The organism is Bacteroides sp., from assembly GCF_028690125.1.
Taxonomy (GTDB): Bacteria; Bacteroidota; Bacteroidia; order Bacteroidales; family Bacteroidaceae; genus Bacteroides.
The window spans coordinates 92,120-109,573 of the sequence record NZ_JAQVBV010000004.1 but is presented as its reverse complement, the minus strand read 5'-3'; the positions used below and the strand labels follow the sequence as shown (position 1 = coordinate 109,573).

The 17,454-nt window shown below is 37.1% G+C and carries 8 protein-coding genes and 1 pseudogene; 6 read left to right on the top strand and 3 right to left on the bottom strand.

The features are described 5' to 3' along the window. Window positions 1-65 precede the first annotated feature (65 nt). Window positions 66-1,127, top strand: a complete 1,062-nt coding sequence (aroB, locus tag PHO71_RS04170; RefSeq protein WP_300199352.1) for a 3-dehydroquinate synthase — start codon at window positions 66-68, stop codon at window positions 1,125-1,127. Here aroB and PHO71_RS04165 read toward each other — a convergent pair. After that, window positions 1,124-2,002 (bottom strand): AraC family transcriptional regulator, encoded by an 879-nt coding sequence (locus tag PHO71_RS04165; RefSeq protein WP_300199349.1) that lies wholly within the window; start codon window positions 2,000-2,002, stop codon window positions 1,124-1,126. The two genes, aroB and PHO71_RS04165, sit on opposite strands and share 4 nt — an antisense overlap. 464 nt (window positions 2,003-2,466) lie before the next feature. Between PHO71_RS04165 and PHO71_RS04160 the strand changes: the two genes are divergently transcribed. From PHO71_RS04160 to PHO71_RS04140, 5 genes and pseudogenes are all read left to right on the top strand, one after another. Next, a complete protein-coding gene (locus PHO71_RS04160; protein WP_300199346.1) occupies window positions 2,467-5,112 on the top strand; it encodes a glycoside hydrolase family 78 protein in 2,646 nt (881 codons plus the stop codon). Between the two features lie 457 nt (window positions 5,113-5,569). Further along, complete coding sequence (locus PHO71_RS04155) at window positions 5,570-9,088, top strand: glycosyl hydrolase (protein WP_300199343.1); 3,519 nt, start codon at window positions 5,570-5,572, stop codon at window positions 9,086-9,088. A 490-nt stretch (window positions 9,089-9,578) separates the two neighbouring features. Beyond that, window positions 9,579-12,503 (top strand): helix-turn-helix domain-containing protein, encoded by a 2,925-nt coding sequence (locus PHO71_RS04150; protein WP_300199340.1) that lies wholly within the window; start codon window positions 9,579-9,581, stop codon window positions 12,501-12,503. A gap of 210 nt (window positions 12,504-12,713) precedes the next feature. Continuing rightward, window positions 12,714-14,369 (top strand): hypothetical protein, encoded by a 1,656-nt coding sequence (locus tag PHO71_RS04145; RefSeq protein ID WP_300199338.1) that lies wholly within the window; start codon window positions 12,714-12,716, stop codon window positions 14,367-14,369. Window positions 14,370-14,821: 452 nt separating this feature from the next. Further along, window positions 14,822-15,682, top strand: a pseudogene (locus PHO71_RS04140) (alpha/beta hydrolase); the annotation flags it as partial. A gap of 297 nt (window positions 15,683-15,979) precedes the next feature. Here the strand turns inward: PHO71_RS04140 and PHO71_RS04135 are convergent. Beyond that, complete coding sequence (locus PHO71_RS04135; RefSeq protein ID WP_300199335.1) at window positions 15,980-16,159, bottom strand: hypothetical protein; 180 nt, start codon at window positions 16,157-16,159, stop codon at window positions 15,980-15,982. Between the two features lie 105 nt (window positions 16,160-16,264). After that, window positions 16,265-16,660, bottom strand: a complete 396-nt coding sequence (locus PHO71_RS04130; protein ID WP_300199333.1) for a hypothetical protein — start codon at window positions 16,658-16,660, stop codon at window positions 16,265-16,267. Window positions 16,661-17,454: the final 794 nt, after the last annotated feature.

Below are 17,454 nucleotides of genomic sequence, written 5' to 3'. Positions count from 1 at the left end.
ATGAGACAAAAGTAAGTAAAAAAAGATATTTTATATACATTTGCACCAAGAAAAGCGAAAGAATCATGAGTAAACAAGAAGTTATTCTCTGCGAAAGTCTGGAAACAAGCCTCGGTCGTGCCATTGAAAAATGCCCGCATGACAAGTTATTCATTCTCATAGACAAGCATACACAGCGTTTATGTCTCCCTGCTTTAAAAGAAGTATCATATCTCAAAAATGCCATTGAAATCTGTATCGGTGCTGAAGATGTGCATAAAACATTAGAGACCTTAGCTTCCGTCTGGATGATACTAAGTGAAAAAGGAGCTACACGCCATTCATTACTTATCAATTTGGGAGGAGGAATGGTCACAGATTTGGGAGGCTTTGCTGCTGCCACATTCAAGCGCGGAATTTCTTATATAAATATTCCTACCACTCTATTAGCTATGGTCGATGCTTCTGTAGGTGGTAAAACAGGTATCAATTTCAACGGATTGAAAAATGAGATCGGTGCATTTGCTCCGGCAAACTCCGTTTTGATTGAAACTGAATTTTTACGCAGCCTTGACGCACAAAATTTTTTCTCCGGATATGCTGAGATGCTCAAACATGGATTAATCAGTAATACAGCTCATTGGGCAGAATTATTAAACTTCAACACCTCAAGTATTGATTATTCTTATCTTAAACAATTAGTGGGTCAATCGGTACAGGTAAAAGAAGATATTGTAGAGCAAGATCCTTTTGAACACGGAATACGTAAAGCATTGAATTTGGGACATACTGTAGGACACGCATTCGAAAGTCTGGCATTAGCAGAGAACCGTCCGGTTTTACATGGATATGCTGTAGCATGGGGAATTGTTTGCGAACTATATCTGTCTCATCTTAAAGTCGGATTTCCCAAAGACAGGATGCGACAGACAATCCAGTTCATCAAAGAAAACTACGGAGCATTTATATTCGACTGCAAGCAATATGAACAACTGTACGCATTTATGACGCATGATAAAAAGAATACCTCAGGTACTATCAACTTCACTTTATTGAAAGACATAGGAGATATTTGTATCAACCAGACAGCAGACAAAGATACAATCTTTGAAATGTTGGATTTCTATCGCGAATGTATGGGTATCTAAACACAGATATCCAAGCCATTCGTGCGATATTGCGACAAAGACATTCCTGTATGTTTCCTAAAAAAACGTCCCAGGGATGATTGATTCGCAAAATTTGTTTTAAGAGCTATTCCCTGAATATTTAGGTTGGTATTCTTCAGTAAAGCTTTTATCTCTAATATAATATACTCTATAATCCAGTCTTTAGCAGATTTCCCACTAATTTCCTTTATCACCATAGACAGATATTTGGAGCTAATACATAATTTATCAGCATAAAATGCCACATCTTTATTTTCTCTGAAATGCTCCATGATAAGTGCAAAAAACTTATTAGTCAATTCTTCTTTGCGGGTTTCTTGTTTATTTCCCAATGACAAAATTGTCTGTTTCTGAAAATTATTGTATAGCTCCAAATACAAATATCTAAGCAGATGAATTACCAATTCGCGCCTATATAAATCGCGTGACTTTATCTTTTCTTTCATTAATCCAAAGAAATTAAATAAACGTTGGATACCAGTTTCTGTCTGACGATATACAAAATGACTTCTCATGTAAAAAAAGAAATGTGGAGAAAACAAAGGTACGCCACTTAATGCATCACTATGTAAGGGAAGGGATACGACTAACGTAATAGTTAGAAAATCATCACTGACCTCACTAAATGAAATAAATTGTCCCGGAAATAAAATAATCAACTCTTTAGGTGCAATCCAATGCATACTATCATACACATGAAGCTGCGCCTTACCCCTAAAACAATATACAATCATAGCTGATTGAATACTCGCCGGATAGGGATTCAAGGGAAGATACTTCAGATTCTCGTAATATCTAATATCATCACCTAAGGTATAGGTCTCTAATGTTTCTCTATTTTTACTATACAGCATTTAACGCGTTTAATAATACTTTTCACAAAAATATAATATACCAGTTTAGCTTTATACCTTATATGGAAGTATGGTATTATATTAAAGAAGTTGTGACCTTAATATTTGCATTATTTCATAAACACAATCCCCTTTAATTAGTTTACTCCCTAAAATATTATTTATATTTATTACAAATAATCAAGTAGCACATTTTATAAAAACAAATAAGTTTTATAGATATCTGATTCCTTTTTTTAAAATAAAAGCTTAATCCATTTTCTTCGATGGTTATTTTTCCAGCCTTTGTGTCAAAAATGGAATAAAAAATATCAGATTCTTACATATAAAGATCTAAGCAACCGCTATTTTTGCAAACATCATATTAAAAAAACAAGATGTAAATCCTTTTAATATGGTACGAACAACCTATATTTGTAAATTATGAAATGCTTATTTAAGCGACACACAAAATAATAATTGAAATGAAACAGTTTATTTTATGTACTGCATTGGCACTTTCTGTGCTACAAGTTGCATCTGCTCAAAAACAAGATGTATGCAAACCTGTGAATCTTATTTGTGATTATCTGGTAAAACCATTGGGAATAGATAATCCCAATCCCAGACTATCGTGGATGTTAGACGATTCACGGAAAGGGGCACGACAAACTGCTTATCAGGTGGTCGTGGGATGCGACTCTCTTGAAGTGGTTAATGGAAAAGGGGAAGCATGGGATACGGGAAAGAAAAACTCGAATGATATCTTGGTTAATTATTCGGGACAAGCACTCCAACCTTTTACTAAGTATTATTGGAAAGTGAATGTTTGGGATAAAGACGGCATAAATTCCACTTCGGATGTTAATAGCTTCGAAACAGGAATGATGGGAATGAAAAACTGGCAAGGTGCATGGATTGGTGATAACAGAGATATCGACTATAAACCGGCTCCTTATTTCCGCAAAGTATTTGATGCAAAGAAAAAGATCAAATCGGCAAGAGCCTATATTGCAGTGGCAGGTTTATACGAATTGTATCTGAATGGAACCAAGATAGGCAATCATCGCTTAGATCCCTTATATACTCGCTTTGATAGAAGAAATTTCTATGTGACATATGACGTAACCCACCAATTACAACAGGGTAAGAATGCGATAGGAGTTTTACTAGGGAACGGTTGGTATAACCATCAGTCGATGGCCGTATGGGATTTCCATCGTGCCCCGTGGCGTAACCGCCCTACTTTTTGCATGGACTTACGAGTTACTTACGAAGATGGTACAGTAGAAGTTATCCGTACCGAAAGAGATTGGAAAACATCATCAGGTGGATTGATCTTTAACAGTATCTATACTGCCGAACACTATGATGCACGTTTGGAACAGAAAGGCTGGAACACAGCAGATTTTGACGATTCAAAATGGAACGGTGTGGGCTATAGAGGAGTACCTTCTCAAAATGTAGTTTCTCAACAAGTACAGCCTATTCGTGCAGTAGAAACAATTCCTGTAAAAACTCTCAAGAAGTTTAATGACTCTACTTATGTATTCGATTTTGCCAGAAATATGGCAGGAGTTACTCGTATTAAAGTGTCCGGAGAAGAAGGTACAGTTGTAAGAATCAAGCATGGAGAACGTATACATGACAACGGACGAATAAATATGTCTAATATTGACGTGTACCATCGTCCGGTAGATGATTCGGATCCATTCCAAACGGATATTCTTATCTTGAGTGGTAAAGGAGAAGATGAATTTATGGCTCGATTCAACTACAAAGGTTTCAGATATGTCGAGGTAACAAGTAATAAACCTATCACACTAAACGAAAATAGCCTGACTGCTTATTTTGTACACAGCGATGTCCCTCAAAAAGGAGAAATCAACACTTCAAACCCACTTATCAACCGCTTATGGTGGGCAACTAACAATGCTTATTTATCAAACTTGATGGGATATCCGACAGATTGTCCGCAACGGGAGAAAAACGGATGGACGGGCGACGGCCATTTCGCTATTGAAACGGCACTATATAATTATGATGGTATCACCGTATATGAAAAATGGCTGGCCGATCATCGGGACGAACAACAGCCTAATGGCGTATTACCCGACATCATACCTACCGGAGGATGGGGATATGGTACAGACAATGGATTGGACTGGACCAGTACGATTGCAATTATTCCTTGGAATATTTATATGTTCTATGGTGACAGCAAATTACTGGCAGACTGTTATGAGAACATCAAACGATATGTGAACTACGTTGATCGTACAAGCCCGGACGGTTTAACCTCATGGGGCAGAGGCGACTGGGTTCCTGTTAAATCACATTCCTCCAAAGAATTGACTTCATCTGTTTATTTTTACGTAGACACCAAAATACTTGCTAATGCAGCAAAGCTATTCAACAAGCCGGAAGATTATAAATATTATTCTGCACTAGCTGAAAAAATTAAAAATGCAATCAATGCCAAATTCCTGAATCGGGAAACAGGTATATATGCTAGTGGTGTTCAAACGGAATTAAGTGTACCCTTGATGTGGGGAGTCGTTCCTGAAGAAGTAAAAAAGAAGGTAGTGAAGAATCTGGCAAAGAAAGTGGAAGAAGCAGGTTTTCATTTAGACGTAGGTGTATTGGGAGCAAAAGCTATTCTGAATGCATTAAGTGAAAATGGAGAAATTGAAACTGCTTATAAAGTAGCTGCACAAGACACATATCCTTCATGGGGCTGCTGGATAGCTAACGGTGCTACTACATTGCTCGAAAACTGGGATTTAAAAGCTACGCGGGATATTTCGGATAACCACATGATGTTTGGTGAAATTGGAGGATGGTTCTACAAAGGCTTGGGAGGTATTTTCCCGGATCCACAGCAACCCGGATTCAAACATATTCTGCTCCGCCCTAACTTCCCAACCGGGTTAAATCAGTTTGAGGCTAAACATCAGTCACCTTATGGTGAAATATGTTCGAAATGGGAACGTAAAAAAAATAATATTCTTTATTCAGTAATAATACCGGCCAACAGTAGTGCGACTCTTTATTTGCCCGATAATGTGAAAGGAGAACCTACTATGGAACTGGAAGCTGGAGAATACAATTTTAAGTTCAAATTGAAATAAGGTGATCAAAGTTTCATTATTATATTTTGAAACTTATTACATCACTGATTAATAATATAGGGGACACTTGAAAATGTTTTTAAGTAGTCCCCTATATAAATCTCCACTATAATTTACCTTCATTCATACTTGCTATCCACAATGGTTCTCAGCCACTATTCCACCAAGAAATACCGCTGAAGAAAAAACAAACAGCAATCACTTTATTGAAACATTTCAAGGCATAATTTCAGATGTATTAAGCCTGTTTCTGGAGTATTAATGGCTGATTTGTACGGTATTAATAGTTGAGAAGTAGAGTATTAACACCTGAGATTAGACTATTAATAGCCTACAAACGGGTAAATAATACCCCTTAAATCTGCTGAAAGTAATTGTAAAACCGAATTATAATAAGTATTACAAGCAACTCCATTTCAGATAATATAGATTGAAATCGAATATAACAATCCTGAATATGAGAAAAAAAACATTCTTAATTTATGTAACTTGTTTCCTTGTAACGATGGCCGGAGCTACGCCTTTACAAACCGGGTTTCAAAATCCTCCCACATCGGCAAAAGCACGTACCTGGTGGCATTGGATTAATGGAAACGTAAGCAAAGAGGGAATTACCGCCGATTTGGAAGCCATGAAACGTGTAGGCATTCAAGAGGCGCAAATCTTTAATGTAGATCAGGGATATCCTGAAGGTTCTGCGGCCTTTTTATCTCCCGAATGGTTGGAACTTTTTCATTTTGCAGTCCTAGAAGCTAAACGACTGGAACTTGAAATTGGATTCCACAACGGTGCCGGCTGGTCATCGAGCGGAGGTCCGTGGATAACACCTGAGTTTGCAATGCAGACCATAGTGTATAGCGAAAAACAGTGTAATGGTGGAGAACAACCGTTTGTAAAATTACCACAGCCACCAACCAAACTTGGTTATTATAAAGATATCGCTGTATTGGCATTCCCTACCCCACAGAACGAAACACGATTGGACAATCTCGAATCGAAAACATTGTCCGGCCATTCCTTTTCCAATCATATGCAACCGGACGCAAAAGAAATTCCACAAACTGCATTGATACGTAAATCAGAAATAATCAATCTGACTGCCAACATGACTTCGGACGGTAGATTGAAATGGAAAGTACCCACCGGTAAATGGACTATTCTTCGTATCGGCCATACTCCTACCGCAACGGAGAATCGACCGGCTAATGGAACCGGACGTGGATTGGAATGCGATAAACTCAGTCGTGCAGCCGTAGATGCTTATTGGAAAGGGGGAATCGATCCAATCATGCAGAAACTAGGTCCCCTTGTCGGCAGCAACTTGACAAATTGTTTGATAGACAGTTATGAAGTAGGTTGTGGAAACTGGACTACGGGCTTTGAAAAAGAGTTTGCAAAACATTGTAATTATGATTGCATAGCCTACCTTCCTACTCTTGCCGGATATTATGTGGAAAGCGGAGAGATCTCCGAACGTTTTCTTTGGGATTTCCGGAAAACGATTGGTGAGCTGATGGCGGACAACTATTTTGGTTATTTTAGCGAATTATGCCATAAGCATGGGATGAAATTCTCCGTTGAACCATACGGTGGTCCTTTCAATTGTATGCAATCTGGTGCTGTTGGAGATATTCCAATGAGTGAATTTTGGGTAGGTGGTAAAGTCTTTACAGAAATGTCCAAGTTAGCAGCTTCTATAGCACACCTGAATGGTACAGCAGAAGTAGGCGCGGAAGCTTTTACAGCCAATAATAACCACAGCAAATGGTTGAACCAACCGGCTACTTTGAAACCTTTAGGCGATTGGGCATGGTCAGAAGGAGTCAATCGTTTTATTTTTCATACCTATGCACATCAGCCATGGAACATAGCTCCGGGCATGACATTTCATATGTATGGCACAGAGATAAGCCGTTTAAACACTTGGTGGGAACCGGGAAAAGCATATATGGATTACTTGGGACGATCACAGTTTTTGCTTCAACAAGGAAGATGTGCTGCCGATGTGTTGGTATTTACAGGGGAATCGTCACCCAACGACGGGATATATCGACAAGACATCAAAGCTTTGGGATACGATTATGATGAAATCGGAATCAACAAAATGGCTTCTCTAACGGTAAAAAATGGCATGATTCGGACACCAGCAGGAGGTCAGTATCGCATTCTGGTGCTCTCTGAAAATGAAAGAATGACTCCCGAATTATTGCTGAAACTAAAAGAACTCGCTAAAAAGGGAGCTACGATTGTTGGACCCAAACCTTTGAAATCTCCTAGTCTGCAAAAGTTTCCGCAATGCGATTATGAAATAAAGAAGCTAGCCGATGAATTGTGGGGGACGGACGCTGTAAGTGCCAAGACTGCACTTATCTGTAATTTATCAGTAAAGGATGCATTAAACCATGCAAAATTGAAGCCGGACTTCTCTGCCGGATTGAGTGGTTCCGATCTTCTCTTTATACACCGAATAACAGATGACGCGGATATTTACTTTATATCTAACCAACAAAAACAATATCGGAAAGAAATATGTAAGTTTCGTGTCACAGGAAAACAACCGGAACTTTGGAATGCAGAAACCGGAAAAATAAAAACAATTGCCGAATGGCAGTGTGAAGGAGAAGTCACAAGCATTCCTCTCAGCTTTACACCGGAAGAATCATTTTTTATCGTATTCAAAAATAGCGATGAACATTCTGCGGTCAATGACCCAGTGGTGAAAGTCAGCTTAAATATGCCTGTCACCGAAACCAAAGTTCTTCCTGATTTGAAAATTATCAAAGCAGAATATGGATATTTCCTTCCCGAAGGGATAGTAGATGTAACGGATATTTTATCAGCTAATATCAAAGAGAATCGTCTAAAAATAACCGCAGACAATAATATCGTAAATGACCCTGCTCCCGGAGTTAAAAAGGAAATGAGGGTAGAATATAGTGTAGATGGAAAACTTCACACTATTTGCGTTGAAGAATTGCAAACATTAACAATTCCATCAGAAGGAGAAAATGGAGAGCTTAAGTTAATCAAAGCTCTTTATGGACGGTTTGCATCGGGTTTTGACGGAAATTTACCGGAACTTCCCATCAATGTAACGCAACAAATAAATGATAAAATTGCTTCTCGGAACCTTATATTTCCAGTGGATGACAGACTAATAGATAGCTTCCTGGCAAATACCAGCAAAGAAGGTAAAAAACTGCATCTGATTTATTCTGTAGCAGGTGAACTATTTGAACAGGAAATTCCGGAAGGAAAAACAGTAAATCTCGCACCATATAATCCTGAACCTAAATTAGCCATTGAAGAGGGAAAATTGACTTGGATAACCCCTCAATCAGGAAATGTAGTATGTACTTTGGCATCAGGAAATATCAAAAAGGCAAATGTCAAAACCGTACCCGAAACTTTAAAAGTCGAAGGAGCATGGGATGTTAGTTTTCCTCCAAATTTGGGAGCACCCTCACAGGCTAAATTTAATAAGCTTCATTCATGGTCGGAATCTTCGGACGAAGGTATCCGTTATTTCTCAGGTACGGCAACTTATCAGAAACAAATCTATATTCCCGAAGAATATGTGCGTCCCTATATATCATTAGAAATAGACTTAGGGAGAGTTTGTGTGATAGCAGAAGTAATTGTCAATGGCAAAAATCTGGGTGTATTATGGAGAGCTCCATTCCGCATTGATTTGGGAGATGCTGTCCGGGCAGGAGAAAATGATATACAGATACAGATTACCAATTTATGGGTGAACCGTCTGATTGGCGATGCTCATTATCCGGAAGATTGTGAATGGGGCGATTGGCTTCCTAAGAGTTGGCCCGACTGGTTGAAAGAACCGGAAAAACGTTCTTCCAAGCGTATCACATTTACTACCTGGAAACATTGGAAAGCTACCGATCCATTACAATCTTCCGGCTTGATAGGACCGGTACTTATACGCCCTTATATACATACCGAACTATCCCGGTAAATTATTCTCCTTTCAAGGTGTGAGAATGAAAACCGAAACAAGTTTGTCATCTGTCATATTTTGGCATATATCACTATCAATCAAATCATTGTATTGCGTCATCTTTTTTTAGTACTTCCCGACATATGTTTAGTCCTCAAAATCAGATGACGCAATGCACTTCTTTAACAATAAGCACATTATATAAAAACATGACGAATAAAAAAAGTGTTTGCAAATATGCGTCTTATCATAAAATAAGGAGTAATGCTCCAAAAAAAGATTTCAATGTTTGTTACCGTTCTTCCTTATCTTTGAAAAAAAGACCGTAATGATCGAAAACAAACTTCCCATAGTTTGTGATATCAGATAAATTCAGATAGTATTAGATACCCCAAAAAACGCAGATACTTTTGTAAAAATGATCAAATTAAAACAACAACGAATTTGCTATTTAAACCTGAAAAGCTACCTTTGTAACATTAAACTGAATAGCATTCCAATATTTACAATGAAAATGCGATCACTGCTTATACTACTGGCCCTCCTTTATTCATTTACATCTTTGGCGGAAAAAGAACGAAATTCTTATTCTTTCAAAAAAATAGATCACGCGCAAGGTTTGTCTAGCAGTGCTGTAATAAGCATATTTCAAGACAATACCGGAATCATGTGGATTGGTACCTATGATGGCATTAACTGCTATGACGGAAAAGAAATAGAGACATTCCGCTCTGATTTCTCAGCTAAGAAAACTTTAAGCAACAATATCATCCATGCGATTCAACAGGCCGACAGTAATTGCCTTTGGATTTCCTGCAATCACAATATCAATCGCTTCTCAATACCTTCAAAGCAAGTTGTAGCCAATTACGAATTTCCGGGATTCTATACCCCTCATTCCAATAAAAGCGGAGATACCTGGCTGATTGGAACTAACAGTATACGCTATTACAACACTTATCACCACAATTTCATCCAAATAGAAAAACCGGATATAGAAATGGGCGATCCAAACAATCACGCTTTCGTTACTGAAAACGGTGAGTTATGGCTTTTTCCCAAACATTCCACCGAGCTATATAAGCTATCTCTCAACTCATTTGGACTGGACACTTTAAATACTCGGCTCACTATCGTAACTTCCCATTTTCACTCTAAACCTCTGGAAACCATATCTTACCAAAATGGAATACTCTGTTTTGTCGATATGGACAAAGACTTATACATTTACGATATCGTCGGTAAATCTAAGATATACACGCGCAACATAGCAGCATTACTTGAAAAATATGGACCGATACAAGGAATCATTCCTTTTTACGATGATATAATTATCGGTTTCAAAACCAATGGCCTCATATTACTCAGAGCATCCCAAAAATACGAGGAAAGTATTCTTAATCGTAATATCTGTATTTTCAGTATTTACAAAGACCCTCATCAGGGAATATTCTGGATAGGATCTGACGGTCAAGGAGCTATCATGTATGCACAAGATCATTCTATCGCCACTAACATAAAATTGAACAGCCTATCACCCAATCTAACCAGACAAGTGCGCTCTTTGATGACTGATAAAAATGGCGGACTATGGTGTGGAACTAAAGGAGACGGCTTACTATACATCCCGGATTTTCAGAAAGGGATTGATATCTCAAAAACAAAAGTATATTCACCTCACAATGCACAAAATGTAGCCTCCTACTCTAAATGGGATAAAGATTTCGAAATATTTACCTTGCAACAAAGCCGCTATTTAAACGGTTTTTGGGTGGGAACAGGAGATACCGGACTATATTATTATTCTAATGCCGACAAAAAACTTCATGCCATACTTCCCCCGTCCGGCAATCCCATTGTGCACATACACAAAATATACGAAGAGAATGATTCCACTTTATGGTTATCGTCCTCCGAAACCGGTATCCATAAGGTACGGTTTAAACAAGCAAATTCTTCCCCTACCATCCAAAAAGAAAAGAAGTTCCATTTCTATCGCGAGCAACACGAGATAAATTCATTATGTTCGATGATACCCCAAGGAGATTCCATTTTATGGTTTGCCAGCCGTAACAATGGCTTGATTAAAATGAATAAGCAAACTGAAGAATATCAGGTTATTTCTCTTAAAGAAATGTTTCACAAATCCGTAGATGATATTCTTTCCACTTACGTGGATAAGAATGGGAAAATATATCTGGGCACAACAGCCGGCCTGGTGAGCTTAACTCAAGAAAACGGTAAATTAAAACCTCATTATGTAGGACTGGCAGAAGGATTACTTAATGACATGATTCATGGTATTCTGGAAGATGACAATGGTTTCCTCTGGCTTTCTACCAATAAAGGTATCATCAAATATAATCCCCAAAATGATTCTTCACATACTTATTACTACAGTAGTGGTGTGCAAATTGGAGAATTCAGCGACGACGCATATTATCAATGTCCTTATACCCAAAAACTCATATTCGGAGGGACAGACGGTCTGTTGTATCTGGATAAAGATGTGATTACTCCTTCCGGTTATTACCCGGACATCATCCTGCGAAAGCTTAAAATAGAAAGTAAAGAAGCCAATCTCTCTCACTATTATGCCCCCGATGGAAAAACCTTGCGTATCCCCGGTTCGAAAGCATCTTTTACCCTTACATTTGCAGTACCGGATTATTTGACGGGAAGTGAAATTGAATATTCATATAAACTTGAAGGGAAAGACACAGATTGGACTAACTTTTCCCCTAATAATGAAGCCATTTATTCAGATATTATAGCCGGAAAATACACTCTCAAAATCCGCTATAAAAAAGATGTTACCGATAGCTATAAAACACTGACTATACCTATCTCAATTGTATCCCCCTGGTATCAATCAATACCGGCTTATTTAATATACACTTTATTGCTAATCGGTGTTGGAGCTACAATTTTCTATTTATTGAGCAAATATTCTCAACTTAAAAACAAAGTAAAACAACTTTCAATAAATAATAGCGAAAGTATCTCATGCGAATCATCCTGCCAGTATATCAAACAAATACGTGAAACAGTAACGTTGAAACTCGGCATTCCTTCTGATCAAATGAAATGCACTACGACTGATCAGATAAACTTTATTTGGAAAGTCACACACATCATAGAACAGAATCTGAATAAAGAAGACTTAAGTACCACATTCATTGCCGACCAAATGGCTATGAGCCCCCGACAATTTTATCGCAGATTCAAGGAGATTTCTGAGATCTCACCTAGTGATCTAATCAAAAATTGCCGAATAGAAAAAGCAGCCGGATTATTATTGACCACCGATACATCAATACAAGATATCATTGCAGATGTAGGAATCTCCAGCCGTGCTTATTTCTACAAAGAATTCACACGAAAATTTGAAATGACTCCTAAGGATTATCGTGAAACTAACAAAAATAAGTAGACCTCGGTTGTACTCCACCCTTCCTTCAAATATCGACAATTCGCTAATAACCAAACAATTACCAGATACTCTACAGTAACATAGCTGTACTCTGGAAAGACATTTTTAATTTGACAGAAATTTGGCACAATAGAGTATCATTAGTTACTTTCTATTTACTAGCTTTGTGTCATCAATATAACCAACAAATTTAAATTAAATATAGACAGAATGAAAAAAGTTAGAAATGTACTACTATTATTACTACTATTAGCTTCAACAAATACCATAGCTAAAAGTAGTTCTTCGCAAGACAGCCCAAGAATCGTGAATATTATTAATTTTATTCGTCAAGTAGAACCTAGAGATAAAAATATAACAGAACAGGTTTTATATGAGACCGTGCATGAACAAGTGAAATTACTCACAAAATATAATCTGAAAGGAACCTTCCTATTACAGTATGACGCACTAATCAATCCACACTATCAAACCCTATTAAAGAAAGAAATAGATCGTGGTTCAGAAGTAGGCGGATGGTGGGAAATCACACAGCCACACGTAGAAGCAGCCGGATTAACATGGAGAGGGCGTTATCCTTGGGATTGGCATGCTGATGTAGGGTTTGCTACCGGATACACACCCGAAGAAAGAGAAAAACTAGTAGATATCTATATGGAAAAATTCAAATCTATCTTTGGTAAATATCCGGCATCTGTTGGTTCTTGGTTTATAGACGCACATTCGTTAGGATATATGTATGATAAGTATGGTATCATAGCGTCTTGTAACTGCAAAGATCAATATGGAACTGACGGCTATACATTATGGGGAGGATACTGGAATCAAGCATACTATCCCAGCCGTCTTAATGGATATATGCCTGCACAAACTAGCAAAGGACAAATACCGGTGCCCATCTTCCGAATGTTGGGAAGTGACCCTATTTATCAATATGACACAGGCATAGGACATTCAATACAAGGAGTAATTACTCTGGAGCCTGTATATGAAAATGCAGGTGAAAGCGAAAAGTGGGTAAGAAGTTTCTTCAAATCTATCTTTGAAGACCCATGTCTTGGATTCAATTACACACAAGCTGGTCAAGAAAATTCATTCACATGGAATGGTATGAAAAAAGGGCTTGAAATGCAAATGCCAATTCTCGCATCATTACAACAAGAAGGTAAAATCAAAATAGAAACATTAGAAACTTCGGGAAAATGGTTCAAAAAGAAGTACCCATTAACCCCGCCAACATCTGTCACAGCACTCACAGACGCTTATGACAATGGACAAAAAACAGTATGGTTTAACAGTCGCTATTATCGGGCAAATCTTCTATGGGAAAACAATACAATCCGTTTCAGAGATATCCATCTTTTTAACGAGAACTTAGAATCTGATTATCTAAAACAACCTTGCACCTCTAATCAATGTGTTTATATGACTTGTCCCATCATAGACGGTTTCTTATGGAGTGCCCCCAATGATTTAGCCGGTATCCGACTGTACACTGTAGACACCAACAATCATCCCAAGGAAATAATCATGGACAAAATGTTGGTTAAAGTACTAGGAGAAAAAGCAACTGAAATAATTTGTCGGGCTACTTCGGGTAAAGAGTATACTTTTACTATGAATGAAAGACTGATTGAAATAAAGAGTAATGATCAGAATCAATGGATGATGAAGTTGAATGTAGCCAAAGGAAAAACGTTTCCTTTAAATATAACCAATAACCAACGAACAATGAAAGCACAAATGAAAAATATCAATTATGGAATCATTTGTGAAAAAGGAACAATGAAGCAAGCTGAAAATGGGGTTTTGTTTATTCCTGAAAAAAACAAGATTGTAATAGATTGTTCAAATCAAAAGATTTAAGATTGGGATAACAACAAAAATGTAAGAATGGCATCTTATTTTGGAAAAAGATGTCTATGATGAAGTGTCTCTCAAAAGTTGAATAAATCAAACTTTCGAAAGACACTTCTCTACAACAAAAACAATCTATAACAGTAATAAGTATGAGATGCAAATTCATTTATATCATACAATATTTTCTTTCTGTCATTCAGGCGACCACAAGGAGAAAGAATCTCTTCTCTGGGGATACTGAAGGAGAATATCCTTTGCTATATTCTGGATGACAGAATGATGACTCCTTTGAAAAATAATAAATTATAATGATGAATAAGTACTTACTCAAAGCCTGTAAGAAAAACTAAGTTATAACATAATAAGATTGTTTCTTCTTTCCGTCCAAGTAATTATTTCCTATCATTAATACAGATTAGATAAAGCCTCAAAATACAATTATTAATACAAAGTTTATTATGAAAACAATAAAATCTTTCTTTGCTTTTCTGACATTTATTGTCATCTGCAACCCAATTTTTGCCCAATTTACAGAAAAAGAATTTGATGTGGATCTATGGACAAATGGACTCCCAAACACAAATGGCATAGATCATACACCTTTTGATGATAATATTCAAAATTACAAACCTTCATTACGAATATTCCTACCTTCGAAAGAGATTGCAACCGGACGTGTAATTATTGCTTGCCCGGGCGGTGCTTATGGTGGACTAGCCTATGAACATGAGGGTTATGACTGGGCACCGTTCTTCAACGAATTAGGTATTGCCTATGCTGTTCTGAAATATCGTATGCCAAGAGGTAACCGGGAGGTTCCATTCTCTGATGCAGAAGAGGCTATACGATTAGTAAAAGAAAAAGCGAAAGAATGGAACATAAACCCAGCAGATATCGGAATTATGGGTTCCTCAGCCGGTGGTCATCTGGCCTCAACAATAGCTACACATACAAAGAAAGATTTGTGTCCGGCATTCCAGGTATTATTTTATCCGGTAATAACGATGGACAAAGCCTTTACCCATATAGGATCACATGACAACTTATTAAAAAAAGATGCCTCTAGCGAACTCGAAGATATGTATTCTAATGAAAAGCACGTGACAAACGAAACTCCCAGAGCCTTTATCGCTTTTTCTGACGATGATAACGCTGTACCCACACCTAATGGAGTGCACTATTATCTGGCATTAAAGAAAAATAGAGTTCCGGCTTCCATCTTCATTTATCCATCCGGAGGACATGGATGGGGATATAAAGAAGATTTCAAATATCACAAAGAAATGTTACAAGACTTGAAAGCTTGGCTCGGAAGTTTCTAAGAGATAAAGGGGGAGGTAGATTTTCTTTAATGACGAACACTGAATAAGTTTAATTCAAAAGTTATTAAAAATAATTTTGGCTTCATCATAACAGACCGATATACTATTTCCTCCTTCATATAGGCTTTAATACTCAAGATGCAGTTCTTTATCGCTTTTCGGGCACAGGCTGAAAACTCAACTTACATTAGTTCGGCATAACATCTCGAAACCTTTGACAACCCAATGTTTGCAACTTGAAAAAGCAGCTGTAGGATATTAAGTTATCACTCCACATTTGCGGTTTATATCCTTTTAGCCCAAGTGAGTATCATAAACCGGGCTTTCAGCCCATACACAAAAAGAGAGGAAGAACTGCTTATCATCCTGACAGATAAAAACAGTCTCTTCCTTTCCTCTATCAATGTCTCTCAGCAAGAAAAGGGCGTTATTGAGAGCATCTGAAAATTTCAACACAATATCTTTTGCAATCATTTTATCACCTAGTCATTTCCAGCGATTAGTATCCCACCAATACTACTCGTAAGTATCACCCAACTGAATCATATTACCGTCAGTTCGGGAAATATAAATAATCTTTTAAAACGTAAGCTTTTCTCCGAAATCCATTCCTACCCACGCTGCGTCCCTGACGGGAGTATCCAAAGAGGTAAGAGGATCACCATCAAAAACTACTTCTTTACGCTTATAAGGATCGTTATCAAAACTTCCTCCGGTTCCTATGATTCTCCCTTTTGTCTGCTTTACCGAATCCTTCTTGAAAAAAGTCAATTCAGAGATATTACCATAAGAATTTTCAGGAGACACATAACGCCAGTAACGCCATGCGGAATTTGGAATATTTGTAAACTCACCACTACTACATAAATCTGATATTTGATATATGGATAAAGAATCCCTGAAATCCTCATAATTAGCAACCTGTATCTTACCACCGAGCATTCTCTCAGCTCCAAATAAAATTCTTTCCATCATAGGGTATTTCCTGTTCAAGCAGATCGTTCGTGTAGACAATGTATCTGCTTTTAAAATATGTACTTTTCCTTTGGAATCCAATAAAAATAGATACGACATAGGCCGAATACCCTCAGAGGTACAATAAAAAGGCATATATATGATATCATTACCCATATTTTCAAATAAGGCTTTACCATTTTTACCTTTGCCCAGTGTATTGGAGCCCATTGTCGATTATCGAAGATGGCCAAATAAGCATACTGATTGTCATGTTTCAATTCGGGCAAAATCTCAATTTCGACATCATATGTGTGCGTATCTTCCGAAGTTACATCTCAAACTTGTGGTTATAAATTAAGATCACAATTATCAATCTCAAGCCAGATGCAATTTAAAACTCCCCAAAAGCTTATTGCTCCATAGAAAGAAATAGCAAACAAATATTATTAATAATCTGATTGATAAATGCAGTAATATTACAGAAAATACATAAAACAACAAAGAAAGTAATTAAGAATATAAGATAGTTTTCTAATCTCTCTAAGAAATGTGTTTCAAAAGTTAAATAAGTTAATATTTGGATAGGTTATTCTACTAAATGCCAGTTCAACTTATTATTTCATCTTGTTTTTATGAATATAATTATATACTTACATAGATTAAAGTGAATAAATTACTAATTTTACTAATTATATATATCATAAAGCATAATTAAGTCTATATTTTATTCAGTTTAGTCATTTAGAAAAAAACATGAAATACTTTCTTGATTTGTCTATTTATAAATCAAAATAAATTTGATACAAATATCT